We start from the raw sequence: 26,307 nt of genomic DNA, 5'->3' as shown, positions 1-26,307 counted from the left end.
GCGGATGACCGACGTGCGCCTGCGTTCGCGCGTCGAGGTCGAGCGCGGCCTGTTCATGGCCGAGAGCTTCGAGGTCATCTCGCGCGCGATCGATGCGGGCATGGCGCCGCGCTCGTTCCTCATGTCCGAGAAGTGGCTGGAGAAGTTCGCTCCGCTCTATGCGCGATTCCCGGAGGCGCCCGTGCTCGTGGGCGATGAGGCGCTGCTCGAGCGGATCACCGGCTTCCATCTGCATCGCGGTGCTCTCGCGGCGATGCACCGTCCGGTCCTGCCGGATCCTGCGCAGCTGCTCGCGAGCATCCTCGGGGAGGCCGGGGTGGCCGGTGATGCGGGGGCCGACGGCGCGCCTGCGGCGACGGGGGCCGTCGGGGCCGCGCCGCGACGGGTCCGGGTCGCGGTGCTCGAAGGGCTCGTGGACCACACGAACGTCGGCGCCTGCTTCCGTTCTGCGGCCGCGATGGGCGTCGACGCGGTCCTGGTGACTCCGACCTGCGCCGACCCGCTGTACCGCCGCAGCGTCCGCGTCTCCATGGGCACCGTCTTCCAGGTGCCGTGGACGCGCATCGAGTCCTGGCCGGGGAGCATCGCGACGCTGCAGGATGCCGGCTTCACGGTCGCAGGGATGACCCTGGGCGAGGGTGCGATTCCCCTCGACGAGCTGGTCGCCGAGGACCATGACCGGCTCGCTCTCGTGTTCGGCAGCGAGGGGCCCGGGCTCGCGCCCGCGACCGATCGGCTGCTCGACCGTCGGGTGACGATCCCGATGATGCACGGCGTGGACTCGCTGAACGTCGCGGCGAGCTCAGCGGTCGCGTTCTACGCGACGCGGTAGGCGTCCCCCGGTCGGGCCTTCGCACCGCATCCGGCCGGGTCCCGGCGGTCAGTCCGTCGTGGTGAGGAGCGCCTCCAGGATCTCCCTCAGCTGGCGCTTCTGCTCGGCGTCGAGCTGCCGGGCGAACCTCGCCTGCTCGTCGACGGCCGCTGCGATGCGTCGACGCAGGGCCTCGCCGTCGTCGGTGAGCTGGAGCAGCTTCACCCGTCGGTCCTTCCCCGGGATGCGCACCGCCAGTCCCCGTCGTTCGAGGTCGTCGGCGATGCCGGTCACGTGGGAGGGGTCGAAGCCCAGTTCGGCGGCGACGTGGCGCATCGACTGCGGCTCCGTCAGCACCAGCAGGGCGCGCGCCGTCTGCAGCGGCACGCCGAAGGGCGCGACCGCTGTCGCGAAGTCGGCCCGGGCCCGCTCCGAGACGACGACCATCATCCGCGCGAGGTCACGGGCCTCCGCGAGCGCAGCTTCCGCAGTGCTCATGCCGCCACGGTACCGTCCTCGGCGGCGCCCGAGAGTCGGCGTCAGGACGTCGGCGTCAGCGCGTCAGCGCGCGCTCCAGGGGGATCGTGCCGTCCCGCCAGGGGAGCAGGAGCCAAGCCACGAGATAGGCGCCGACGCCCAGCACCGGCAGCAGGAAGGACGCCAGGACCAGGACGCGGGCCAGCCAGACGTTGATCCCGAACGTCTCGGCGAGGCCACCGCCGATACCGGCGAGGAGGCGTCGGGGCCCGCGGCGGAAGCGCAGGTCGCGGATGAGGTCGAAGAAGGCTGTCATGCCGTCGACGCTACGCGCGGGCGAGCCCCGGCGCGCTGGTGCTGGCCATCGGGGCGAGGTGGGGATCCCCCCCCGTGCGCCGGGAGGAGGGGAGTCCGACGGGCCGACGGGCCGACGGGCCGACGACCGGACTGTCGCTCCCCAGCGCCGGTTATCCACATTCCGCGCCGGCCCGTGGCGGCGATGCCGCCGCTCTGACTAGCGTGCCGGGAACCCCTCGTCCGAACGGAAGGCCGCCGATGACCCGCCGACTCCTCACCCGCACGGCCGCCGCGGCGGTCCTCGCCCTGGCTCTCGCCGCCTGCGGCGACGCGACCGACGGACCGATCACCGACCCGCCATCCACGATCGCGCTCGGTGACGGCGGCGGGGTGTCCGACGACGGTGGGGCGGAGGATGCCGAAGAGGAGCCAGACGCAGCCTCAGACATCCCCGCCCCTGACCCGGCGGACTTCGCAGGCATGGACGAGAACACGCCGGAAGGGGCGGAGCAGGCCTTCCGGTATTACGTGGCCCTCATATTTTGGGGACAGCAGACCGGCGAGAGCTCACTACTCACAGCCATGCAAAGCGAGAGCTGCAAAACCTGCATCCAGGTAGCAGAAGACATAGAATCCTACACCCAAAGAGGCGAATTTTGGTCAAGGGCCGAGATTATTGACATTGACGTATCTGCGGAGAGCCATGATGACTTTGACATGATCGTCGGGTACACCTTCAGAGTCTCCAGCCACACAGTCCCCGGGGAGCAGGCCGGGGAGATTGAACACGAAGGTGAACTCCTCTACTCCGCCGCCGGCGGACTAGACTGGATGGACGACAAATGGATCATCGATGATCTTTCGATACTAAACGAAAACAGTGCTACAGAATGAGAGCAGGAGCAGCTCGCGCCACATTCATCCTGACCCTGATCGCCTTAACTCAATTCAGCACACCCGCGAACGCAGGAGTGACCGCCCAGAACGGCGAATCCGCGGTGGATATACATGCGGAAGGGAGACTGGCGGATGCTATCGGAGGCTCCGGCTCGCATAGCGAAAACCCTTCCCACGTCACCCATTTCACATGCACTGACTACACGAAGAACCAGTCAGCATCCTCATGTACGGACAACTATGACGTGGGGCCCGATGGGGAGCGACCTGATGGCCCGCGGATTCTTGACTGCAGTGCTGAGGCGGGCACGTGCGCGCAGGGTGTGGATTACACGATCACCGAGGGTGCGGGCGGGGATGTGGTCGCGAATGCGCACACGGCGGCGAGTGCGGCGGACGTTCCGGACGATGGAGAGGATCGGAGTACGGTCTCGTACTCCTTCGTGGATACCATTGCGGGGACCGATGAGCTCACGGGATATGGGTGCATCGTCGATGGGGTGCCCGTCGATGCGGATGGTGCGCCGATCGTGATCTCGGTGTCGCAGGAGGATTTTGCGCGGTTGCCGGTGGAGGGGTTGGTGGCGCATGCGGGGCCGGAGGTGGGGTGGGTTCCGGTGAACATGGTGGTGGTGCTGTATGCGGAGACGCGGACGCAGGTGCTGGAGACGGAGCTGCTGGGGGTGCCGGTGCGGGTGCGAGCGATGCCGGTGGAGCTCCGGTGGGATCTGGGGGATGGGTCGTCGATCGTGACGTCGGATCCGGGGGAGCCGTTCCCGTCGGAGGCGGTGTCGTCGGAGTACCGGTATGAGGGGTGGTACGACATCGAGCTGACGACGACGTTCGCGGGGCAGTTCTCGGTCGATGGCGGGGAATGGCAGGACATCGTGGGGACGATCGAGGTGGCCTCGGATCCGGTGGCGATCTTCTCGAAGTCGTTCGAGTCGCGGCTTGTGGACGGGGACGTGCCGGTGGACGAGGAGGCGGACCCGTGGATCCCGGCACGGACGCCGGACACGGAAGGGCCCCTCGACCCCGAGGCGGAGCAGCGAACCATCTGACTCACCCGCACCCGCTCCACCCAGCCCCGTTATCTTCCTCGTAGCCCCACGCCGCCGAAGCCCGCCTCCGCCCGTCCCGCTCCGCCTGTCACACCCCTTCGACATCATTCGTACGGATGTTCGAAGTCACGACCTGCATCGCTTGAGAGGCTCAAGCGGGAGGCGTAGGGTTCGAACGCTCATTCGAACTGAGGTTCGAGTTCGATGTCGGATCCTGGCAGGACGGAGGCGGATCCATGGGTGTGCAGCTGCAGGTGCGTGCGAGCGGCGACGAGGAGCGCGCGGAGAAGCTCGCGCGCGCCCGCGCCGCGCTCGGAGCGGCCGAGCACCGCGCCGCGCGCTGGGGCGGAAGGATCGATCGCACCGCGCTGCGCAGCATCGGCGGTGTGCATCCCGCCTCCCGCCCGCCGTCGGCCGCGCCCTCTGCGCTCTCGCCGGCGGCTTCCGCCGCAGCCGCCGCCCTCTCCCCGGCGACGGCCCCTGATATCGCCCCGCCGGATGCCGGCACCCATCTGCCTGCCCCGGGCCCGCTCGCCCCGCTGTTCCCCCGAGGGGGCCTGCGCGCCGGCAGCTCGGTCGCGGTCGCCGGAGCGGCGAGCACCTCGCTGCTGCTGTCCCTCGCCGTCTCCGCGACGGGGGAGGACGGCTGGTGCGCGGTCGCCGGGATGCCCGATCTCGGCCTGCGCTCTGCGATCGACGCCGGGCTGGATCCGCATCGTCTGGCGGTCGCCCCCGTCCTCGGGGAGCAGGTGCCGAAGGTGCTCACCGCGCTCGTCGACGGCGTCGGCGTGCTCGTGCTGGGCCCCGGCCTCGAGCTCGCGCCCGCGCTCTGGCGCAGCCTCCTGGGTCGTGCCCGGACCGCCGACACCCTCGTCCTCGCCGCCGCGCCTCCCGGCCGCGCCGACATCGCCCTGTCCTCCGCATCGCTCGACTGGCAAGGCCTCGGCGCCGGGAGCGGGAGGATCCGTCGTCGGCGTCTGGAGGTCGTCTCCCGCGGGCGCGGCATCGCCGGAGAGAACAGCGTCGAGGTCCTCCTCCCGCAGGCCATGGGCATGATCGAGGCGATCGCCCCCGCCACCCCCACCGCAGCTGCGACGGCCGCCGCCGAGGCCACCGCCCCCGTCGCCGCCCACCCCGCGCTGCGCATGGTGAGCAGGGCCGCCGGATGAGCACGCCCCTCCCTGCCGTCCTTCCCGCGGCCCTTCCTGCCGCTCTCCCCGCCACGCGGACCGTCGCGGTGACCATCCCGGAATGGCCGCTGCTGGCCGCGCTGGACCGCCATCAGCGCCGCGCCGAGAAGGAGGCCTCCGCCCCGTCCGCGCCGCCCGCCCCGCCTGGCTCACCCGCCCCGCCTGGCTCACCCGCCCCGCCGGAGCGCCCCGTCCTGCTGATCGATCGCCACCGCGTCACGCATGCCGACGCCGCGGCCCGTGAGGCGGGGGCGATGCCGGGGATGCGGCGGCGCGCCGCCCGCGCCGCCTGCCCCGAGGCGCTCGTCCTGGAAGCGGACAGGGAGCACGAGTCGAGTCTGTTCGAGCTGGTCGCCGCCGCCGTGGACACCGTGGCCGCGGGCGTCGACGTGCTGCGCCCGGGCGTGCTGCTGATGACCGCGCGCGGGCCCGCCCGCCATCACGGCGGAGAGGAGGCGCTGGCCGAGCGGATCATCGACGCGGTCGCCGAGATCACCGGCTGGCACGCCGGCGTCGGCATCGCCGACGGCCCCTTCGCCGCCCTGATCGCCGCCGACCCCGGGCGCATCGTCCGACCCGGCCGCAGCGCGGACTACCTCGCCCCGCACGGGATCGACACCCTGCGTCGGGCCCCCGTCGGGCCCGGCTGGGGGCATCGCGGGCAGCCGTCGGCCGTGCGCGCCGAGCGCCCCCTGGACCTCGCTGAGACCATCGATCTGCTGCGACGACTGGGCATCGGCACCCTCGGCGACCTGGCGGCGCTTCCCGCGGTCGCCGTCGCCGACCGCTTCGGGCCGGACGTCGCCGGGCTGCACCTGCTCGCCCGCGGCGGGGAGCCCGCACCGCCGGCCGCGCACCATCCCGAGCAGCCGATGAGCGTGGAGAGCGTGCTGGAGACCCCGCTCGTGCGGACCGACCAGGCCGCCTTCGTCGCACGCCCGCTCGCGGAGCGCCTGCATCGGATGCTCGTCGAGCGGGGGCTGGTGTGCACGCGGCTGCGCATCCTCGCGCTCACCGAGAGCGGCGAGGAGATGGAGCGCACCTGGCGGCACGACGGCGCCCTGTCCGTCGCCGACGTCGTCGACCGCATCCGCTGGCAGTGCGACGGCTGGATCACCCGGGCGCGGCTGGGCGGGCCCGCGACCGGCGCGATCGTGCGGATCGCGCTCGAGCCCGCGCAGCTGGCCCCGGCGGGGGAGAGCGCGCCCGCGCTCTGGGGGAGCGCCGGGGAGGCGGCGCAGCGGGCGGAGCGCGCCTTCGCCCGTGCGCAGGGCCTCGCCGGGGAGGAGGCCGTGCAGGTGCCGGCGCTCGTCGGCGGCCGTCTGCTCGTCGACGAGGTGCGCCTGGTGCCCTGGCGCAGCGAGCGCCCTGCACGGAGGGAGGGGCCCTGGCCGGGCTCGCTGCCGCGTCCTGCGCCGGCGACGGTCTTCCGCGAGCGGCCGGGAGCGCAGCTGCTGGACGCGGACGGCGCGCCCGTCGTGGTCACCGCCCGCGGGCTGCTCAGCGCTCCGCCGTCGCTGCTGCGCCTCGAGGATCCCGCGGCGCCGGCGCTCGAGCGGGCGGGACTGCGTCGCGGCACGGAGCATCCCGTGCTCGCGCACGGGGCGCCCGCCGTCGTCGACGAGCGCTGGTGGACGACGGAGGGGCATCGCGGTGCCCGCCTGCAGCTCCTGGTGGGCGCAGCGAGCGGTGAGAGCGTCGGCCTGCTGGCGCTCTCGCGCGCCGGCGTCTGGACGATCGAAGGCCTCTATGACTGACATGACCGATAGAGCTGATGCGCCGAGCACGACCGACGCCACCGGCACAGCCGAGGCGATCGACAGGAGGTCTTTACACACAAATACACACACGGCGGGACTGACGCGCGCCATACAGCACTATTCATGTGTACTAGGGGTATTCGATGCAATGTGCGATGCGTGTCATCGTTCTCCCGATGAGGCCCCGGCCGACAGGGGCCCAATGAGCGGGGTCCCTGCCGACGAAGCCCCGGCCGGCAAGGGCCCGACCGGCGGAGGCCGCCCATGAGCCGCTGGTTCCTCGGGCCGCCCGCGTGGAAGGACATCGAGGCGATCCTCTCGGACCGTCCGGCGGAGCTCGTCTCCCCGCCGATCGTCGTCGAACGCACCGGCCGCGCGCCGGATCCCTACCGTCCCGCGCAGATGGTCGAGTACGCCGAGCTGCACGCCCACTCGCACTTCAGCTTCCTCGACGGCGCCTCCAGCCCTGAGGAGATGGTCGATCAGGCCGCCCGGCTGGGCCTGCGCGCCCTCGCCCTCGTGGACCACGACGGCCTGCCCGGGGCGGTGCGCTTCTTCCGCGCCGCCGCCGAGCAGCGGATCGCCACCGTCTTCGGCGCGGAGCTGACCCTGGGTCTCGAGCCCGGCGCGAGCACCGCCGGCACCGTCCCCGTGCTCTCCGCGCCCCGCACCGGCGTCCCCGATCCCGACGGCGAGCACCTGCTCGTGCTCGTGCGCGACGACGAGGGCTACCGGTCGCTGTCCGCGGCGATCGCGCGCGCCCACCTGGAGGGCCGCACGAAGGGCACCCCCCGCTACCGCCTGTCCGAGCTCTCGCGGCTCGCCCGCGAGGGCCGCTGGCAGATCCTCACGGGCTGCCGCAAGGGCGCCGTGCCCCGGGCCGCCGCCGCAGCGCTGGCGACCGGGGATCTCGAGGGCGCGGCGCTGGCCGCCGCCACGGAGATCGCCCGCCTGCTGGACCTGTTCGGGGAGGGCAATGTCGCCGTCGAGCTGATCGTCGGCGGGGGAGCGGAGGCCGATGAGCTCCACGACGCCCTGGTCCAGGGCGCCCGCCTGGTGCGCGAGGAGCGGGGCCTCGACGAGACGGTCCTCCCCGTCGTCGCGACGACGAACGCGCACGGCGCGCGACCGGCGGACAAGCGCCTGGCCGACGCCCATGCGGCGCTGCGGGCCGGCGTCCCGCTCGAGGAGGCCGACCCGCATCTCTCCTCGCGGCCCTGCCATCTGCGCAGCGGCGAGGAGATGCTGCAGCTGCTGCCGCGCTATCCCCGCGCCGTCGCGGAGGCCGCCCGGATCGGTGCGGAGTGCGCCCTGGACCTGCGCCTGCTGGCCCCCGATCTGCCTCCCTTCCCGGTGCCCGCGGGGCACGACGAGACCAGCTGGCTGCGGGAGCTGGTCGAGGTCGAGGGCCGCGAGCGCTACGGTCCGCGCCCCGATCCCCAGCATCCGGAACGTCCGGAGAATCCGGAGCGGGTCCCCGGTGCCTGGGCGCAGATCGACCACGAGCTGCAGGTCATCGGCGACCTGCACTTCCCGGGGTACTTCCTGATCGTCCACGAGATCATGGACTTCTGCCGCCGCGAGGGGATCCTCGCGCAGGGCCGCGGATCGGCCGCCAACAGCGCCGTCTGCTACGCGCTGGGGATCACCGCTGTGGAGCCCGTGGGCCATCACCTGCTGTTCGAGCGCTTCCTCGCCCCGGAGCGGGACGGCCCGCCGGACATCGACGTGGACATCGCCTCCGACCGCCGCGAGGAGGTCATCCAGCACGTCTACGACCGCTACGGGAGGGAGAACGCCGCCCAGGTCGCCAACGTCATCACCTATCGCGCGAAGCTGGCCGTGCGGGACGCCGCCCGCGCGCTCGGCTACGACACGGGCTCCCAGGACGCCTTCTCGAAGCGGATCGAGCGCTCCTTCTCCTCCCTCGACGAGGCCGACGTCCCCTCCGACGTCGTCGCCCTGGCCCGCCGCCTGCGGGACGCGCCCCGGCACCTGGGCATCCACTCCGGCGGGATGGTGCTGTGCGACCGCCCCGTGATCGAGGTGTGCCCCGTGCAATGGGCGGCGATGGCGGACCGCACCGTCCTGCAATGGGACAAGGACGACTGCGCCGACGCCGGGCTCGTCAAGTTCGACCTGCTGGGGCTGGGGATGCTGACGGCGCTGGACCATGCGCTGCGGATCGTCGCCGAGCACCACGGGCAGGAGTTCGAGCTGCGCACCCTCCCGCAGGAGGACCCCGCGGTCTACGACATGCTCTGCGAGGGGGACAGCGTGGGCGTGTTCCAGGTGGAGTCCCGCGCCCAGATCTCGACCCTCCCGCGGCTGCGGCCGCGCGAGTTCTACGACCTCGTGGTCGAGGTCGCGCTGATCCGCCCCGGCCCCATCCAGGGCGGCTCCGTGCACCCCTACATCCGGCGCCGCGCGGGCGAGGAGGAGGTCACCTTCCTGCATCCGCTGCTGGAGAGGTCCCTCGGACGGACGCTCGGGATCCCGCTGTTCCAGGAGCAGCTGATGCAGATGGTCGTCGACGTCGCCGACTTCACCCCCGCCCAGGCCGACCGCCTGCGCCGGGCCATGGGCTCCAAGCGCTCCACCGAGAAGATGCTCGAGCTCTCCGACGCCCTCTTCGCGGGGATGGCGAACCATGGCATCGTCGGGGAGGACGCCGAGGCGATCCACCGCAAGCTGCTGGCCTTCGCGAACTACGGCTTCCCCGAGTCCCACGCCTACTCCTTCGCGTATCTCGTGTACGCGAGCTCGTACCTGAAGTGCCACTACCCGGCCGCGTTCACCGCCGCGCTGCTGCGCTCCCAGCCCATGGGCTTCTACTCGCCGCAGTCCCTCGTCGCCGACGCCCGCCGCCACGGCGTGCTCACCCGCGGCCCCGACGTGCTCGCGAGCCGCGCCCGCACCGATCTGGAGACCGACGACGAGCATCGGCCCTACCGGATCGACGGCGACGCGCCGGGACCGCAGGTGCAGGGGGAGGCGGCCGCGCGCGGGCCCGCCATCCGCCTCGGCCTGGACCAGGTGCGGGGGATCGGCACCGCCCTCGCCGAGCGGATCGTCGCCGAGCGCGAGCGCGGGGGAGCCTTCGCCGACGTCCCCGACCTCGCCCGCCGGGTGTCGCTCAGCGCCCGCCAGCTGGAGGCGCTCGCGACCGCCGGGGCCCTGGATGCTCTCGCCTCCTCGCGGCGTCGCGCCCTGTGGGCCGCGGGAGCCGCCGCGCAGGAGTCCCCGGAGACGCTCCCGCACCTGAGCGTCGGAGCCCGCGCACCGATGCTCCCGGGCATGAGCGACGCCGAGCTCGCCTCCGCCGACGCCTGGGCCACGGGCATCACCCTGGCCGATCATCCGATGGCGCTGGTGCGGGAGCGCCTCGGAGCCGACGGCGTGCTCCCGATCCGCGCCCTGCGGGACGTCGAGGACTCCTCGCGGGTCCGGACCGCCGGCGTGATCACCCACCGTCAGCGGCCCATGACCGCCGGCAACGTCACCTTCCTCGGCATCGAGGACGAGACCGGGATCCTCAACGTGATCTGCTCCGAGGGCTTCTGGACCCGGCACCGGGCGCTGCTGCGCACCTCCCGCACGGTCGTGCTGCGGGGCATCGTCGAGAACGCCTCGGGAGCGGTGAGCCTCGTGGCCGACGACGTCGCCCCGCTCGACCTCGTCGCCGCCGGCTCCTCCCGCGACTTCCGCTGACCGCGCCGCCCCGCCGGCGGGACCGACGGGGCGGCGGGACCGGGGTGCGGTCAGGCGGCGACGGGCTCCTTGCGGGAGTCCACCGGGAGCTTCCCGTGCGAGGGCCGCAGCATCCGCGCGCCGCGGGAGGCGACGAGCGCCACCGCGAGCGCGCCCGCGAACCAGGCGATGATCGTCAGCAGGGTCGCGGAGGTGGAGGTGACCGTGCCGCCGAGGGAGGCGTGCACCAGCCCCTGGCTGACGATCGAGATCGGCATGAAGCCGCTGATCGCCTGCAGCGCCGCGGGGGCGGTCGCCGTGGGCAGGATCCCCGTGAGGATCACGACCTGGAGCACGAGCAGCAGGACGGACAGCACCCGGCCCGTCCGCTCCCCGAACACGGCCAGCAGCGCCTGGTGGACGGCCACGAACATGGCCGCGCCCGCCAGGGTGATCAGCCCCACCGCGAGAGGGGAGACCGGGTCGATGCCGATCGCGGTGAGGACCGCGAGGACGGCGATCGCCTGCGCGCCGACGATCGCGAGGCCCGGCAGCATCGAGCGCAGCACCACCTGCCACATCGGCACGGCGGAGGCGAGCAGCCGGCGGGAGAGCGCCGGCAGCAGCAGGAACACGGCGAAGGCGCCGAGCCACAGCGCGAGCGCGACCACGAAGGGGAAGGTCGCGGTGGCGGCCCCCGAGGCCTCGTTCGACCGGGTGGTGGACGAGCCGACGGGCGCGGCGCCCATGGCCGACATGCTCTCGCGCTCGGCCTCGGTGTAGGTGGGGATCTGGTCGGCGCCGTCGGCGAGCCCGTCGGCCATCTCCTGCGAGCCGTCGGCGAGCTGCCCGGCGCCGTCGTCGAGCTCCGCGGCCCCGTCGGCGAGCTCGGAGGTGCCGTCGGCGAGCTCCCGGGTGCCGTCGGCGAGGCCGGTCGCCCCGTCGGCGAGGGTCGCGGTCCCGTCGGCGAGCTCGGAGGTGCCGTCGGCGAGATCGCTCGCACCGTCCGCGCTCTGGCGCGTCCCGTCGGCGAGCTGCCCCGCTCCGTCGGAGAGCTGCGAGGCGCCGTCGGCGCTCTGCCGGGAGCCGTCGGCGAGCTGGCCCGCTCCCTCGGAGAGCTGCGAGGCGCCGTCGCCGAGCTGGCCGAGGCCGTCGCTCAGCTGCGCGACGCCGTCGACGACGGCCGGCAGGGAGTCGGCGAGGCCGCGGGCGCCGTCGGAGAGGTCGCCGGTGCCGGTGGACAGCTGCTCGGCCCCGTCGGCGAGGGAGTCCGCTCCGCCGACCAGGCCGGGGTTCTCGGCAGAGCCGTCGCCGAGAAAGGCCTGGTCCAGGCCGTCGGAGAGGGCGGTCGCGCCCTCGGAGAGCGAGGTCGCACCCGTCGCGAGCTGCTCGGCGCCCGCGACGATGCCCGGGTTCTCCGCCGTGCCGTCGCCGGCGATGCCGGTCGCGAGGCCCTGCGTCGCGGCGACGAGGCCCGGGTTCTCGGCGGTGCCGTCCCCGTGCAGGCCCTGGTCGACGGCGGCGGAATAGCCGGCGAGGACCTGTGCGGCCTGCATGCACAGCGCCGCATCGCCCTCGGCGGTGCACTGCTCGGTCACCGTGGCGGCGGCGTCCGTCATGGAGGAGAGCTCCGCGGGCTGCTCGGCGCTGAGGGGGCCGTCGAGGGCCCCGCTGAGCTGTGCGGCGCCGTCGGCGACCTGCTGGGAACCGGTGCCGAGCGCGGCGGCGCCGCTGGAGAGCGCGGTGGCGCCGTCGGCGAGTCCGCTCGCGCCCCCGGCGATGCCGGGGTTCTCGGCGGTGCCGTCGCCCGCGAGGCCCTGCGCGAGCCCGTCGTAGGCGGTCTGCACGCCGTCGGCGTAGGTGCTGGCGCCGTCGGAGAGATCGGAGGCCCCGGCGGCGAGCTCGTCGGTGCCGTCGGCGAGCGCGTCGGCGCCTGCGACGAGTCCCGGGTCCTCGGCGGTGCCGGAGCCGGCGAGGCCGTCGGCGAGCTGCTGCGCCCCGCCCACGATGCCGGGGTTCTCGGCGGAGCCGTCGCCGTTCAGGGCGGTGTCGATGCCGTCGACGCCGGTGGCGAGGTCCTCGGTGCCGTCGGCGAGGTCGTAGAGGCCCGAGGCCAGCCCCAGGGTGCCCGAGTCGAGCGCGTCGGCGCCGGTCGCGAGCTGGTCGAGGCCGTCCGCGAGAGCGCCCGTGCCGTCGGCCAGCTGGGCGCTCCCGTCGGCGAGCTCGCCGGTGCCCTCGGAGAGGTCGGAGGCGCCGTCGGCCAGCTGGTCGGCGCCGTCGGAGAGGTCGGCGGTCCCGTCGGCGAGCTCGCCGGTGCCGTCGGAGAGGTCGGAGGCGCCGTCGGCGAGGTCCTGTGCGCCGTCGGCGGCCTCGGAGAAGCTCTCCTGGAGGTCGTTGAAGCCGACGTAGATGCCGTCGAGGTACTGCTCGGTGAAGGTCGTGCCCATCGAGCTCGCGGCCGCGGAGCCGACGGCGCTGCCGATCGCGCCCTCGAGCGCGCCGGAGGCGTCGTTGGTGCGGACCTCGATGCGCGCCTGCACCGCGTCGGTCGAGCCGATCGAGGCGAGGTCCTCGGAGAAGTCCGCGGGGATGACCACGACGGCGGCGTAGGTGCCGTCCTTCAGCCCGGCCTCGGCGTCCTCCTCGGTGGTCAGCCGCCAGTCGAAGCCGGCGCCGTCGAGCATCGAGGAGACCTCGTCGTCGGAGACGTCGGAGTCGTCGGTCGCGGAGGCGGTGCCGGGCTGCGTGAGCGCCCCGGCGAGCGCGCGGCCCAGCGGGACCGTCTGCTCGACGCCGTCGACCTCCATGACGGTGCCCTCGTCGAGGTTGACGACGGCCGCGGGGACCTCGTCGAGCTTGTCGAGGCGTCCGGTCAGGGCCCACATCCCGACGCCGACCACGAGCAGCGGCAGCAGCAGGATGACGATGAGCGAGCGGGGATGCCGGAGGGACGGGCGGCCGGTGGCGGTCATGCCAGGGCTCCTTCGGAGGCGGTGTCGGAGTCGTGGTCGGAGGCAGCGCCGGGGACGGCGGCAGAGGCGGTGTCGACGGGATGGCTGCGCTCGACGCGCAGCGCGATGCAGCGGGCGGGGTCGTCGAGCCGGTCGATGATCGCGCGCTCGATCTCGGCGGTCGCGGCGTCGTCGTCGCCGGGGGAGCCGACGATGACGGCGGCGCCGTCGCGCAGGAGGCCCTCGAGGCGATCGACTGCGCCGGCGGCGAGGACGGCGGGGCGGGCGAGGTCCGCGGCGTCGTCGATGACGACGACGGCGTGCACGTCCCGACCGGTGCCGGCCCGTTCGACGCGTTCGATGCCGGTGATCCGGGCGATCATGTCCTCGCCCTCGCCGATGCGATGGACCTGCGCCTGCATGGCGCCGAGGTCATCGGGGGCGAGGCTGTCGTGGAGGGCGAGCAGCCCCGAGATCGGCTGGAGGCGCCCGGAGGCGAGCTCGAGGAAGGTGCGGCGGGCGGCGTCGTCGGGGCTGCGCACGAGCAGCAGCGTGCCGGGGGAGACGGCCCCCGTGAGCGGGCCGAGGGTGCCGTCCGCGCCGATCAGCGGCGCCACCGTGTCCTCGAGGCGCAGCGCGGTCTCGCCGTGGATCTCGGTCCAGTGGCGGTGCTCGAGGACGGCGGCGAGGCCCTCGCCCTCGACGTCGACGGTGGGCAGCAGGCGGTCGAGCCAGCCCGGGAGCCACCAGGCGCGGTCGCCGAGCAGGGCGAGCACCGCGGGGACCAGAGTCATGCGCACGACGAAGGCGTCGACCAGCACGCCGACGGCGAGCGCGACCGCGATCGGCTGCAGCATGAACCAGCCGGAGGTGACGAAGCCCGCGAAGACGCTGGTCATGATGAGGGCGGCGGCGATGACGACGGGGGCGCTGCCGGTGAATCCGCGCTCGATGGCGCCGCGGGCGTCGCCGGTGCGGACGTACTCCTCGCGCATGCGGGAGACGAGGAAGACCTCGTAGTCCATGGCGAGGCCGAACAGGACGCCCATGACCATGATCGGCATGAAGGCGACGACGGGTCCGTTGACGGTGACGTTCAGGGGCGCGTTGAACCAGCCGTACTCGAAGACCATGGCGGTGACGCCGAAGGCGGCGCCGACGGAGAGCAGGTAGCCCAGCGATGCCTTGATCGGAACCCAGACGGAGCGGAAGACGAGGGCGAGCAGGATCAGGGAGAGGCCGACGACGAGGATGCCGAAGGGGAGCAGGGCGGCGGAGAGCTTGTCGGTGGTGTCGATGCCGACGGCGGCGGCGCCGGTGACGGTGATGTCGGAGATGCCGTGCTCCTCCTCCCATCCGTCGGCGGCGTCGCGGAGCGCCTGGACGAGGTCCTTGGTGGACTGCTCGGTGGGACCGCCCTCGGGGATGACGGAGATGACGGCGAGGTCGGCGCCCCGGTTGGGGGTCGCGATCTGGATCTCCCGGACGTCGTCCATCGCGGCGATCTCGGCCTCGAGGTCCTCGACGACCTGCAGCGGGTCGTCGGTGTTGATGATGTCGGCAGTGACCAGGAGGGGGCCGTTGTAGCCGGGGCCGAAGCGCTCGGCGATGAGGTCGTAGGTGTCGCGCGCGGGGGTGCCGACCTCCTCGGTGCCCTGGTCGGGGAGGGCGAGCTCGAGGTCCTTGAGGGGGATGGCGAGGGAGCCGAGCGCGAGGACGACCAGGAGGATCGTCACCGCCGGCACCTTGGTGACCAGGCGCACCCAGCGGGCGCCGAGGGAGGTCGCCGACTGCGTCGCGCGCTCTCCGGCCCCCTCGCCGTCGGCCTCGCCGCCCTCCTCGCTGCCTTCCACGCTGTCGGCGTGCTCCTCGGGGAGCGTCCCGCCGTGCTCCGCCATGAGGCGGCGGATGCGGCGGGGCCGCAGCCTCTCGCCGAGGATCCCCATGATCGCGGGGAGCAGGGTCAGGGCGACGACGACGGACAGCGCGACGGTGCCGGCGGCGGCGACGCCCATGACCGTCAGGAAGGGGATGCCGGTGACGAACAGGCCGACGAGCGCGACGATCACCGTCAGGCCCGCGAAGATGACGGCGCTGCCGGAGGTCGCGAGCGCCTCGCCGACGGACTCGCGCACGTCGGCCCCGCGCGCGAGCTGGTCGCGGTGGCGGGAGAGGATGAACAGGGCGTAGTCGATGCCGACGGCGAGGCCGAGCATCGCGCCGAGCGAGGTGGTGACCGAGGGGATCTCCAGGCCGGAGGCGAGGGCCATGAGCGCCATCATCGAGATGCCGACGCCGACGACGGCGGTGACGATCGGGATGGCGGCGGGGACGAAGGAGCGGAACACGACCGCGAGGATGATCAGCGCCAGCAGGATGCCGACGACCTCGCCGATGCCGAAGGGGATCTCCGCGCTCTGGAGGATGGTGCCTCCGAGGCGGGCCTCGAGGCCGGGATGCTCGGCGGCGACGTCGTCGACGATCCGCTGGATCTCCTCGACGGAGTCCATGGAGTAGTCGCCGATCTGCCCGTCCATCTGGACCTGGGCGATGATCGCGGTCCCCGCCTCGTCGCGGATGCCCGGGGAGGTCTCGTCGAAGGGCGAGGGGGCGACCTCGACGTCCGGGACGTCGGCGATCTGCTCCATGACGGCGTCGATCGCGTCCTGCTGGTCGTCGACGGCGCTGCCGTCCTCGGTGAGGAAGACGATCTGGCCGCTGGCGCCGGCCATCTCGGGGAAGCGGGTGTCGAGGCTGTCGATGCCGGCCTGGGCCTCGGTGCCGGGGATCTCGAAGGCGGTCGAGAAGCTGCCGCCGAGGCCGACGGCGAGGGCGCCGACGGCGACCATCAGCACGGTCCAGACGGCGACGACCTTCCAGCGCGCGGCGGCCATGGCGCGGCCGAGGCGGTACAGGGACGAGGACACACGGCCTCCAGGGGCGAGGGCGGGGAGCGATGGGCGGGCGCATCGTGGCGCTGGGCGGGGGAGCGGGAAGGCCGTGGCCGGCCGCGCTCCACCTCACCTCAAGACAGCGACGCACTGGATACACGAATGTATCGGTGCGATACTAGCGCTCCGATCCCATGCCGGTCTCCCAGGGAGGCATGCGGCGTGGATCACCTCCGCCACCGACCGGCACCGCCTGTCGGCTTCCGACCCCGCGAGGAGCCATGACCGATCTGTTCGACCCGATGCCCGAGGCCCCGGGCACGCGGCGCAAGGAGAACACCCGCACGCGGCTCGTGCGCGCCTCCCTGAACGTCTTCGTCGAGAAGGGCCTCGACGGGGCGACGGTGGACGACCTCACGAAGGCCGCCGGATTCACGCGCGGCGCGTTCTACTCGAACTTCTCCGACAAGGAGGAGGTCTTCATCGAGCTCTTCTCCGCGGTCACCGCCGAGCTGCGCGAGAAGGTGCGCGAGGCGGCGCAGCGCGCGATTCCGCTCGCGAACCCCTGCGCCCCGCTCGACGACTACGACGACGCGATCGTCCTGGTCGCCGTCTTCGAGGCGATCCGGCCCTACGGACGGCAGTGGTACCTGCTGTACTCCGAGGCGGTCACCCATTCGCTGCGCGACGAGACCTACCGGGCGGAGCTCATCGTCCAGCGCAGCCTCATGCGCGACGAGATCGGCCGCCTGATCGAGCTCGGCCTGGAGATCTCGCCCTACCGCCTCGCCGTACCGACGGAGGACCTGGCCCAGCTGATCGTCGGCATCTTCACGGACCTCCTGCTGCGCGAGCATCTCGACGGCCGCGACATCACGGAGCTCGCCTCGGTGATGATCCTGCGCACCGTGCACGCCTTCCTCACCCTCCCGAGCGAGCCCGGAGAGCCCGCCCGCGCCACCGACCTCGGCGCCCTCGAGGGCTGAGCGGCAGGGCTGGGCCGCGGAGACTGGGCCGCAGAGACTGGGCCGCGGGGCCCGACCTGCGACACGCCAGGGGATTGGAGAGTGCCGTCACCAAGGGGTCGGCCCGTACGGTGGGGGCTCGGATGTGACGGTCGTCCCATCCGGCGTCCCCTGCTTCCCCTTCCCCAGGAGCACCCGATGTCCTCGTACCGACCGCGCCATGCCGCCACGCCGCCCGTGATCGACGAGGGACGGCGCTCCGTCCTGCGCCGCGGGGTGATGGGAGCGGCCGGCGCCGCCGCCCTCACCGTCGCAGGCGCCGCGATCCCCGTCGCCGCCAGCGCCGCCGGAGGGATCCGCGGCCAGGACGTCTCCGGGTGGCAGGGGACCGTCGACTGGGCATCGCAGATCTCCCGCGGCTCCCGCTTCGCCTGGATCAAGGCGACCGAGGGCCGCAGCTACCGTGACGGCTCCTTCAACACCAACTACATCGGCGCGACGAACGCGGGCATCATCCGCGGCGGCTACCACTTCGCCCGCCCCGACTCCGGCGGCCCCGAGGAGCAGGTCGACTTCTTCCTCGCCCATGGCGGCTCCTGGACGGCCGACGGCATCACCCTGCCCGGCATGGTCGACTTCGAGGCGTACGGGAGCCTGCCCCGCGACTACGGCCTCTCCCGGCAGGAGATGCGGGAATGGATCTCCACGTTCCTCGTCCGCTACCGCGACCTCGTGGGCCGTCGCCCCGTCGTCTACACCAATGCGCACTGGTGGGACGACGTGGTGGGGGACTGGACCCCGACGAACACGCCCCTCGTCCTCGCCGCCTACCAGTCCACGGCCCCGACGAACCTGCCCGGCAACTGGTGGGCCTGGGACCTGTGGCAGTACTCGGACGCCGGCCCCTTCGCCGGCGACTCGATCCTCTGGCACGGCGACGAGGCGCAGTTCGAGAGCTTCGTCTCGAGCGCCGACTACGACGCGCACGGCATCTGATCGTCCCGGTCACGCGCGCTCGGCGAGGGGGCCGGGCGCTGTGTAGCCTGCCCCGGTGAACACTGCAGATCAGATCAGTCCCCGCACCCTCCCGCCCGTGTCTGGACGCCCGGCCGGCGCCGTCTACGCCGACCGGGGGAGCTCGCACTTCGACATCCTCCTCGCCGCCATGGTCGCGGTGGTGATCCTCTCGGGCATCGGAGCCGCCAAGGGCGTCAGCTTCGGGAACGTGCCCGGCACAGGGTTCGAGATCATCACCGACGGCGGCTTCTTCCTCTTCCCCCTGGCCTACGTCCTCGGCGACATCGTCACCGAGCTGTACGGGCCGCGCACCGCCCGCCGCGCCATCCTCACCACCTTCGCCGCCTCGATCCTCGCCTCCGTCGCCTACTGGGTGATCATCGCGCTGCCGCCCTTCCCGGACGAGTACGGCCTCGCGAAGCAGGCGGCTCTCGAGGTCGCCCTCGGCCCCGTCTGGATCGTGGTCCTCGCCGGACTCGTCGGCTTCCTCGCCGGCCAGTCGCTGAACTCCTTCGTCGTCGGCCGCATGAAGCGTCGCAGCGGGGAGCCGGGCCTGATCGGCCGGCTGTTCGCCTCGAGCGGCCTCGGCGAGCTCGTCGACACCATCCTCTTCTGCACGATCGCCTCCGCGGCGATCGGCATCACCTCGATCGAGCAGTGGGCCGAGTACACCGTCCTCGGCTTCGTCTACAAGGTCCTGGTGCAGTACGCGATGATCCCGGTGACCTCGCGCGTCATCCGCTGGCTCAAGCGCACCGACCCCACCTACCAGCAGCGCCTGCGCGAGGCGGCCGCCGTCGAGAGCGCCTGAGCCCTCGCTTCCGGCCCCGCAGAGACGGGAGCGCCCCGCCGTCCGTGACGGCGGGGCGCTCCTGCATCGCGAGGACGGTCAGAGCTTGGGCTCGACCTCCTTGGTGTAGATGCCCTCGAGGGTCTCCTGGAGCGCGTTGAGCGACTCGGCGACATCGCCCTGGGAGGTGGCGAAGCCGGCGACGGCGTTCGCCATCTCCTGGTCGGCGCCGGGGAGGAACACGCGCGCGTAGTCCTGGGTGCGGGTGACCTCGAGCTGGTCGATCGCGGTCTGGATCTGCGGCGTGGTCGCGAGCAGCTCGGAGATGTCCGCGCTCTTGCGCAGCGGCATGTAGCCGGTCGCGCCGGAGAAGGCGACCGTGGACTCGGGGCGGCCCATGTACTCGATCAGCATGGCGCCGGCGAGCTGCTCCTCGGGGGTGATGGCCGAGGGGATGCCGAGGCCGGCGCCGCCCGTCGGGCAGACCGGGCCGTCGACCGGACCGGCCGGGAGGAAGCCGACGCCGACCTCGAAGTCAGCGGCCTCGAGCACGCCGACGAGGGAGCCGGTGGAGGCGATCGTCGTCGAGCACACGCCGGCGGCGAAGGTGTCCGCGGAGTCGGAGGAGGCGACCTCGCCCCAGGCGGAGTCGTAGATCGAGTCCTGGACCCACTGCATGGCGTCGATGGTCTCCTGCGCGTTGACCGTGAGCGTCCACTCGTCGGACCAGGCGGTGCCGCGGCCCCAGAGGACGTTCTGCAGCGTCCACCCGGCGTAGCCGGCGAGGTCGGGGTACATGTAGGCGGTCTGCCCCTGCGTGAGCTGCGGAGCCCACTCCTCGAACTCCTCCCAGCTCTCGGGAGCGCGATCCTCGAGGCCGGCGTCGGCGAAGTGCTGCTTGTTGTAGTAGAACAGCGGCGTCGAGCGGCCGTAGGGGAGCGCCCACTGCTTGCCGTCGTACTGGTAGTCCGCCACGAGGGCGTCGCGGTAGTCGTCGACCTCGATGCCGATCTGGTCGATCAGCGGGTCGAGGGCGACGATGTTGCCGTTGATGAAGTAGCGGAACCACCACACGTCGCTCAGGACGACGGCGGCGGGCAGGCCCGAGTTCGCCGCCTGCGCGGTCTGGAAGCGCTGCGCGATCTCCTCGTAGTTCGAGCCCGCGGTCACATGGTTGACCGTGATGCCGGTCTCCTCGGTGAACTTGGCGATGAGCTCGGCCTCGACGTCCTTCGAACCGCCCGGGTGGTTGGTCCAGAAGTCGATCTCGGTGGCGGGCTCGATGCTCGAGTAGTCGATCTCCTCGGCGGCCGAGCTGCCGGAGTCGGAGCTGTCGGATCCGCCGACGGAGGGGCCGCCGCAGGCGGCGAGGGCGCCGAGGCCGGCTCCGAGGGCGCCGAGGCCGAGGACGTTGCGGCGCGAGGGGAGGTGCAGGCCGGAACGGCGGGAGGGGAGCTGGATGGTCATGGGGGATCCTTTCGAGGGTGGGTCAGGCTGAGGATGAGGGTGAGGGTTTCTGGGCATGGTCGGGGGCATGGTCAGGGTCGAGGAGAGGTCGAGGGTCGGAGCCGGAGGCAGGGCGTCGCCGACGGACGGGGGAGACGGAGGGTCTCAGCCGGTGACGCTTCCCTGGGTCAGGCCGGAGACGATGTACCGCTGCAGGAGCGCGAAGACGACGAGCACGGGGACGATCACGACGACGGTGCCGGCCATGAGGATGCCCCAGCCGGAGCCGGTGTTCCCCTCGGAGTTCTGGAGGGTCGTCAGGCCCACGGGGAGCGTCATCATCGAGGACTCGGTGGTGATGATCAGCGGCCAGATGTAGTCGTTCCACTCGGACACGATCGTCACCAGCGCGACGGTCGCGATCGAAGGCAGCGAGATCGGGGCGACGATGCGCCACAGGGTGCGCCAGTGCCCGGCGCCGTCGATCGAGGCGGCCTCGAGGATCGACGGCGGGATCGTCATGAAGTACTGGCGCAGCAGGAAGGTGCCGAAAGCGGTGCCAAGGCCCGGGAGGATGATGCCCCAGTAGGTGTTCACCCCGCCCCAGCCGGCGATCAGCACGTAGTTGGGCAGGATCGCGACCTGCGGGGGGACCATCAGCGCGACGAGGATGCCGACGAAGATGATCCGCTTGAAGGGGAAGCGGACGAAGACCAGCGCGTACGCGGTCAGCATCGCGAGGGTGAGCTTGATGGTCGAGGCGACGATCGTGATGAACAGCGAGTTCAGGAAGAAGCGCGGGATCGGCACGCTCGTCATCGCCACGCGATAGTTCTCGAGCGTGGGGTCGGCGGGCAGGACGTGGAGGTCCTGGGACAGGATCTCGTGCGGCGACTTGAACGAGCTGACGACCATCCACAGCAGCGGGAGCACGACGATCGCGGTCGCCACGAGCAGCGGCAGGTAGCCGCCGGCGAGCGTGGCGACGATGTTCTGCTGCGAGAAGGGGCCGTTGCGGCGGGAGCGGACGGCGGGGGCGGTGGCGGCGCTCATGCGTAGTGCACCTTCTTCTCGACATAGCGGATCTGGACGACGGTGATGACGATGAGCATCACGAAGAGCACCACCGAGATCGCTGCGGAGTATCCGGCCCGCGAGTAGCCGCCGAAGGCCTGCAGGTAGGACTCGAAGATCAGGGCGTTGGTGCCGCGCCCCGTGGGCGTCATGACACGGAGGATGTCGAAGGCCTGGAGGCTCGAGAGCATCGTCGTGATCAGCAGGAAGAACGTGGTGGGGGAGAGCAGCGGCAGCGAGATCGACCAGAAGCGGCGCACCGTGCCCGCGCCGTCGAGGGCGGCCGCCTGCATGATCTCCTCGGGCAGGGACTGCAAGCCGCCGAGGTAGACGATCGCGCAGTAGCCGAGGTTCTTCCAGACGTACACGATCATCACCATGATCAGCGCCATCGTCGGGTCGAGCACCCACTGCGGGCTCGACAGCCCGATCTGGCGGAGGACCCAGGCGAGCGCGCCGAAGTTCGGGTCGAAGATGAACAGCCAGACGAGGCCGACGCCGACGCCGGAGAGCACGTACGGGGCGAAGGCCGCAGCACGGGCGAGGGTGGTGCCGGGCAGCTTCGCGTTCAGGGCGAGGGCCAGCAGCAGGCCCAGGAGCATGGATCCGCCGACGGTCACGAGCGTGAACACGACGGTGATGCGCAGGCTCGTCAGGCCGGCGTCGGAGGTGAAGAACTCGCGGTAGTTGTCCAGACCGATGAAGGTCGCCGACGTGGAGCCGAGGGTCCAGTCGAGCATCGAGTAGGAGATGTTCGTCAGCAGCGGCCGATAGGTGAACAGTGCGATCAGCAGGATGTTCGGGGCGGCGAGGACGAGGAACCAGATCGCGTCGCGCCGTGCGCGGGCGGAGATCCCGCGTCGGCGGCGGACGGGGGCGGCGTCGCGGGATCCGACGGGCGACGGGGGAGCGGCGCCCGGTTCGGCCGCCCTGTCGGGAGTTGTCGTCGTCAATCCGCACCTCGGTTCCGTAAGCGCCCCGTCTCTGCTCGGGGGCGGCATCATCACAGGTCACGACGGTGTCGCAGCGACGGACCGCACGTGTCCGAGAAGGGTCGGACGAGTGAGCACCACATGAATCTCGTCGCAAGACGCCACAAGAAGTGACCCTGCTCATATATTTCACGGTACCTCGGGGACGGCAGAGAAGGACAGGACCATCCCGACATCATGTTCGGAGCTGTCGAGAATCAGGTCCGGACAGCCTGACGCCTGCAGCCTCCGAGTGATCAGCCATCGCCCCGGAGACATCGGAGGACTCCGAGAAGGCGTCGGAGGACTGTCGGACCGGCGCGACAGAGCGTCCGCGCCGGACATCGCGACGTCCGGTCGGCAGTCGGCAGCTCGAGGCGTCCACCGCGGCACGACCCCCGGACGCCGCGCCCGCCACGGCCGCGCCATCGGGATGGCCGACGCACCCACTGCGCCCTCCGCGCCGCACCGGGTGCTCGGGCACGCTGCACGGATGGGAGTCCGAAACCTCGCGATCACCTTTTTTCATGCGCCGAATCTCCGGTGGGCGACGGCCCGTCGCATCCCTTCCCACCGCACGACCTGTTCGCCGATAATGTACGTTATGTAAAGTTGAGTGCGAGGAGTGCTCCCCTGGAGCGCTCCCACCAGGCATCTTCCGCAACACCACCGACCTTCATGCGCCGGCAGGACGAACGCTCTTGACGCAGGTGCCGCGACGGACGAGGCTCGTCGGCGCATGCAGGATCTCGACGCACGACGGCGGAGGACATGACGATGACGACCTGGTCCAGCACCGATGAGTTCGCGGGCGCAAGCTTCGTCCGCGCGAGCTTCCGCGGCGCCCGGCTGCGCTTCTCCGACGTCCGCGGCGTCACGATGCGCGGCGTCGATGTCGACGGTCTCGACATCGACAGCCACGATCTCTCCTTCGGCACGCTCCTCGTCAACGGCGTCGACGTGGTGCCCCTCGTCGAGGCCGAGCTCGACCGGCGCTTCCCGGGGCGCGCTCTCCAGCGCGCGACGACCCCGGACGGGCTGCGCGACGGCTGGGAGGCGGTGCGGGCCGCCTGGCAGGAGACGCTGCGCACGACTCCCCCGGAACTGCTCGATGCGCATGTCGAGGACGAATGGTCGCTCGTCCAGACGCTGCGGCATCTGATCCTCGCGACCGACGCCTGGCTCGGCCGCGGGATCCACGGCGAAGAGCAGCCGTTCCATGAGATCGGGCTGATCTTCACCGGCGCGGCCGAGATGGGGTTCGACATGTCGATCTTCCGCGCCGAGGCGCCGGAGGTCGATGAGGTCCTCGCCGTCCGCGCCGAGCGCCAGCAGAGGGTCACCGCGTTCCTCGCCGACGCGTCGGCGGAGCTGCTCGATGAGGAGCGCCGCGATCCCTGGGGCGGCGACGGCTGGAAGCCGACCGTCGGGGACTGCCTCCGCGTCATCCTCGAGGAGGAATGGGCCCATCTGCGGTATATCCGGCGCGATCTGGCCCTGCTGGAGGAGCGCCGCTCCCCCGCATCCTGATCAGACGGCGGCGACGATCCCGTCCCCGCCGTCCCAGGCCGCCCGCAGACGGACCGCGCCGTCGAGCCCGCCGACGGTCCGCGCGATGGTGAACGCCTCGCCGTCCAGGAGCTCCTGCTCCGACGGCGCCGCGGCGCCCTCATCGGTCTCGAGGCTCAGCCGGACGCTCTGCGGTCGCACCGCGATCTGGGTGGCGCCGTCGTAGACGTCCAGCTCGGCCTGCTGCTGCGTTCCGCACAGGGCACGCAGGAAGCAGCTCAGCGCGACCTCGTCGGCGAGGCCGTCGTAGACGAACCTCTCCCCCAGCACCGAATGCTGCATCGTCGCGATCGGCGCCTCCTCGATCACCGCGGAGAGTGCGCCGCGGTAGGTCAGAGGGAGGTGGAACACCTCGTCGCCGGCGCGGACGAGGTGGCATTCGACACCGACCTCCCCGTCGGGATCGTCGAAGCGGTAGGCGCCGAGGACCTCGATCTCCTCGGTGCTCCCCCACTCCCTGGATGCCAGGAAGTCCCGCAGGACCTCGGTCTTGCTCGGGGTGATCTGGGCCCGGTGGATGATCGCCATGGCTCGACGATACCGTCCGTGCGAAGGCGGCCGGCGGGTGCCGGCGCCCGGCGAGTCCCTCGCGAGTGCGGGGTGAAGACCAGCGACGAGGGGTAGCCTGACCAGCGGCACCCGCATCGACGTCGTCGCGCGCAGAGGTGCCCGCCCGCCTCCTCCGACTCCTCCGACTCGGAGACCCCGCCCCCAGAGCCACGAAGGACATCCCATGGGAGAACTGCACCTCGGCTTCGAGATCGGGGCGCTGGTCGTGCTCTGCGCGATCCTCCTCGCCGATCTCCTGCTCGTCATCAAGCGCCCGCACCTGCCCTCCATGAAGGAGTGCGCCGCGTGGATCGGCTTCTACGTCGGCCTGGCCCTGGCCTTCGCCGTCGTCCTCTACTTCGTGGGCGGGACGGCGCCCGCCTCCGAATTCGTCACCGGCTGGCTGCTCGAGTACTCGCTGAGCATCGACAACCTCTTCGTCTTCATCATCATCATGGCGAAGTTCGGTGTTCCCCGGCGCTACCAGCAGGAAGCGCTGATGGTGGGCATCATCATCGCGCTCATCGCCCGCGGCCTGTTCATCCTCGCGGGCGCCGTCATCATCGACAACTTCACCGGGATCTTCTACCTCTTCGGCCTCTTCCTGCTGTACACCGCATGGAAGCAGGCGTTCGGCGAGGAGGACGAGGACTCCGACTCGTTCATCATGCGCAGGGTCCAGAAGGTCCTTTCGGTCTCCGACGACTACGACGGCAACAAGCTGCGCACCGTGGTGGACGGCAAGAAGATGTTCACGCCGATGCTGCTGGTGTTCATCACCCTCGGCATCACCGACGTCATGTTCGCGCTGGACTCGATCCCCGCGATCTTCGGCGTCACCCGGAACCCGTTCCTGGTCTTCACCGCCAACATCTTCGCGCTCATGGGCCTGCGCCAGCTCTACTTCCTGCTCGGCCACATGCTCGACCGCCTGACCTACCTGCAGTACGGCATCGCCGCGGTGCTCGGGTTCATCGGCGTGAAGCTGCTGGTCCATGCGATCCATGAGGCGCCGCTGGGCTTCATCCCGGGCTTCGAGGTGCTCCAGCGGATCCCCGAGATCCCGATCTGGCTGTCGCTGGTGTTCATCCTGGTCGCAATCGGCTCCTCCGTCCTGGTCTCGATCATCGTCAACGCGCGCCGCGACAGCGGTGCGGGGCGGGCCGCCTGAGCGCACCCGCTCAGAGCGCCTCCCCCGGGGCCAGGCGACCCTCGACCAGCGGCAGCGCCCGGTCCGCCCGGGCGGCGACGTCGGCCTCGTGCGTGACCATCACGATGGTCATGCCGTCCTGCCGCAGGCGATCGAGGGCGTCGAGCACGGAGCCGGTCGCCGCGGCGTCCAGGGCGCCGGTGGGCTCATCGGCCAGGAGGATCCGGGGCCGGTTGATGAGCGCCCGGCAGATCCCGGCGCGCTGCAGCTGACCGCCGGAGGCCTCCCCCAGGCGCCGCGACGCCAGATGGCCGATCTCCAGCTCCTCCATCGTCGCGCGGGCGCGCGCATGCACGACGGCCCGCGGCTCCCGGCCGGCGACGATCCCCGGCAGCACGATGTTCTCGAGCAGCGTCAGGGCGGGAAGCAGACGGATCTGCTGGAAGACGAATCCGATCCTCTCCAGCCGCAGGCGGGCGAGGCGCCGCGCGGAGAGGCCGACGAGCGCGGCCCCGCCGATCTCGACCTGCCCGCCCGTCGGGCGCTCGAGCCCGCCCAGGATCTCCAGCAGCGAGGACTTCCCGCTGCCTGAGGCGCCGGTGAGCGCGACCATCTCCCCGCGGTGCACCGCGAGGTCGACGCCTCGGAGCACCTCGACCTCGCCGAAGCGCTGCTCGACGCCCTGCGCGCGCAGGACGACATCCGCTCCTGCCCCCGTGCTCGTGCTCGTGCTCGTGCTCGTGCTCATCTC

The 26,307-nt window shown here is 71.9% G+C and carries 20 protein-coding genes; 11 read left to right on the top strand and 9 right to left on the bottom strand.

Translation table 11 applies throughout. The features are described from left to right. The first annotated feature begins 4 nt into the window (after nt 1-4). Entirely contained in the window at nt 5-832 is an 828-nt protein-coding gene (locus ACXET9_RS04945) for a TrmH family RNA methyltransferase (RefSeq protein WP_457885863.1), read from the top strand. Nucleotides 833-880: 48 nt separating this feature from the next. Here the strand turns inward: ACXET9_RS04945 and ACXET9_RS04940 are convergent, their stop codons facing one another. Together ACXET9_RS04940 and ACXET9_RS04935 are read right to left on the bottom strand one after the other, a co-directional pair. After that, the gene (locus ACXET9_RS04940) at nt 881-1,309 is read right to left on the bottom strand and encodes a MarR family winged helix-turn-helix transcriptional regulator (RefSeq protein ID WP_457885374.1); all 429 of its coding nucleotides are present in this window, start codon (nt 1,307-1,309) and stop codon (nt 881-883) included. 55 nt (nt 1,310-1,364) lie between these two features. Continuing rightward, nucleotides 1,365-1,604: a PspC domain-containing protein gene (locus ACXET9_RS04935; RefSeq protein WP_457885372.1), complete on the bottom strand. Its 240-nt coding sequence runs from the start codon at nt 1,602-1,604 to the stop codon at nt 1,365-1,367. A gap of 239 nt (nt 1,605-1,843) precedes the next feature. Between ACXET9_RS04935 and ACXET9_RS04930 the strand changes: the two genes are divergently transcribed. The 5 genes from ACXET9_RS04930 to ACXET9_RS04910 all read left to right on the top strand — a co-directional run bounded on the left by ACXET9_RS04930 (nt 1,844) and on the right by ACXET9_RS04910 (nt 10,204). After that, complete coding sequence (locus ACXET9_RS04930; RefSeq protein ID WP_457885370.1) at nt 1,844-2,479, top strand: DUF6318 family protein; 636 nt, start codon at nt 1,844-1,846, stop codon at nt 2,477-2,479. A 326-nt stretch (nt 2,480-2,805) separates the two neighbouring features. After that, nucleotides 2,806-3,543, top strand: a complete 738-nt coding sequence (locus tag ACXET9_RS04925) for a hypothetical protein (protein WP_457885369.1) — start codon at nt 2,806-2,808, stop codon at nt 3,541-3,543. Between the two features lie 236 nt (nt 3,544-3,779). Beyond that, the gene (locus tag ACXET9_RS04920; protein ID WP_457885367.1) at nt 3,780-4,712 is read left to right on the top strand and encodes a hypothetical protein; all 933 of its coding nucleotides are present in this window, start codon (nt 3,780-3,782) and stop codon (nt 4,710-4,712) included. Beyond that, nucleotides 4,709-6,490 (top strand): Y-family DNA polymerase, encoded by a 1,782-nt coding sequence (locus ACXET9_RS04915; RefSeq protein ID WP_457885365.1) that lies wholly within the window; start codon nt 4,709-4,711, stop codon nt 6,488-6,490. The genes ACXET9_RS04920 and ACXET9_RS04915 overlap by 4 nt, the downstream gene beginning before the upstream one ends. Before the next feature lie 267 nt (nt 6,491-6,757). Beyond that, a complete protein-coding gene (locus tag ACXET9_RS04910) occupies nt 6,758-10,204 on the top strand; it encodes an error-prone DNA polymerase (RefSeq protein WP_457885363.1) in 3,447 nt (1,148 codons plus the stop codon). A gap of 50 nt (nt 10,205-10,254) precedes the next feature. On the opposite strand, the gene ACXET9_RS04905 is transcribed toward ACXET9_RS04910, so the two are convergent. Together ACXET9_RS04905 and ACXET9_RS04900 are read right to left on the bottom strand one after the other, a co-directional pair. Further along, a complete protein-coding gene (locus ACXET9_RS04905) occupies nt 10,255-13,155 on the bottom strand; it encodes an ABC transporter permease (RefSeq protein ID WP_457885361.1) in 2,901 nt (966 codons plus the stop codon). Further along, complete coding sequence (locus ACXET9_RS04900) at nt 13,152-16,061, bottom strand: MMPL family transporter (protein ID WP_457885359.1); 2,910 nt, start codon at nt 16,059-16,061, stop codon at nt 13,152-13,154. Before ACXET9_RS04900 ends, ACXET9_RS04905 begins: the two co-directional genes overlap by 4 nt. 245 nt (nt 16,062-16,306) lie before the next feature. On the opposite strand from ACXET9_RS04900, the gene ACXET9_RS04895 reads away from it, so the two are divergent. From ACXET9_RS04895 to ACXET9_RS04885, 3 genes are all read left to right on the top strand, one after another. Continuing rightward, on the top strand, nt 16,307-17,011 hold the full coding sequence (locus tag ACXET9_RS04895; RefSeq protein ID WP_457885357.1) for a TetR/AcrR family transcriptional regulator: 705 nt from the start codon (nt 16,307-16,309) through the stop codon (nt 17,009-17,011). Nucleotides 17,012-17,188: 177 nt separating this feature from the next. Continuing rightward, entirely contained in the window at nt 17,189-17,986 is a 798-nt protein-coding gene (locus tag ACXET9_RS04890; protein ID WP_457885355.1) for a GH25 family lysozyme, read from the top strand. Nucleotides 17,987-18,041: 55 nt separating this feature from the next. Next, the gene (locus ACXET9_RS04885; protein WP_457885354.1) at nt 18,042-18,818 is read left to right on the top strand and encodes a queuosine precursor transporter; all 777 of its coding nucleotides are present in this window, start codon (nt 18,042-18,044) and stop codon (nt 18,816-18,818) included. A gap of 78 nt (nt 18,819-18,896) precedes the next feature. Here the strand turns inward: ACXET9_RS04885 and ACXET9_RS04880 are convergent, their stop codons facing one another. The 3 genes from ACXET9_RS04880 to ACXET9_RS04870 all read right to left on the bottom strand — a co-directional run bounded on the left by ACXET9_RS04880 (nt 18,897) and on the right by ACXET9_RS04870 (nt 22,318). Next, the gene (locus ACXET9_RS04880; protein ID WP_457885352.1) at nt 18,897-20,264 is read right to left on the bottom strand and encodes an ABC transporter substrate-binding protein; all 1,368 of its coding nucleotides are present in this window, start codon (nt 20,262-20,264) and stop codon (nt 18,897-18,899) included. A 144-nt stretch (nt 20,265-20,408) separates the two neighbouring features. Then, the gene (locus ACXET9_RS04875) at nt 20,409-21,296 is read right to left on the bottom strand and encodes a carbohydrate ABC transporter permease (protein ID WP_457885350.1); all 888 of its coding nucleotides are present in this window, start codon (nt 21,294-21,296) and stop codon (nt 20,409-20,411) included. Beyond that, nucleotides 21,293-22,318 (bottom strand): carbohydrate ABC transporter permease, encoded by a 1,026-nt coding sequence (locus ACXET9_RS04870; RefSeq protein WP_457885862.1) that lies wholly within the window; start codon nt 22,316-22,318, stop codon nt 21,293-21,295. The genes ACXET9_RS04875 and ACXET9_RS04870 overlap by 4 nt, the downstream gene beginning before the upstream one ends. A gap of 747 nt (nt 22,319-23,065) precedes the next feature. Here ACXET9_RS04870 and ACXET9_RS04865 point away from each other — a divergent pair. Further along, on the top strand, nt 23,066-23,818 hold the full coding sequence (locus ACXET9_RS04865; RefSeq protein ID WP_457885348.1) for a DinB family protein: 753 nt from the start codon (nt 23,066-23,068) through the stop codon (nt 23,816-23,818). Here the strand turns inward: ACXET9_RS04865 and ACXET9_RS04860 are convergent, their stop codons facing one another. Beyond that, nucleotides 23,819-24,385: a maltokinase N-terminal cap-like domain-containing protein gene (locus tag ACXET9_RS04860; protein ID WP_457885347.1), complete on the bottom strand. Its 567-nt coding sequence runs from the start codon at nt 24,383-24,385 to the stop codon at nt 23,819-23,821. A gap of 205 nt (nt 24,386-24,590) precedes the next feature. Between ACXET9_RS04860 and ACXET9_RS04855 the strand changes: the two genes are divergently transcribed. Further along, nucleotides 24,591-25,577, top strand: coding sequence for a TerC family protein (locus ACXET9_RS04855; RefSeq protein ID WP_457885345.1), 987 nt, complete (start codon nt 24,591-24,593; stop codon nt 25,575-25,577). A 10-nt stretch (nt 25,578-25,587) separates the two neighbouring features. Here the strand turns inward: ACXET9_RS04855 and ACXET9_RS04850 are convergent, their stop codons facing one another. After that, entirely contained in the window at nt 25,588-26,304 is a 717-nt protein-coding gene (locus tag ACXET9_RS04850; protein ID WP_457885343.1) for an ABC transporter ATP-binding protein, read from the bottom strand. Between the last annotated feature and the right edge of the window lie 3 nt (nt 26,305-26,307).

It is taken from the genome of Brachybacterium netajii (SeqCode), from assembly GCF_054114245.1.
This window is presented reverse-complemented; position numbering and strand designations above follow the sequence as displayed.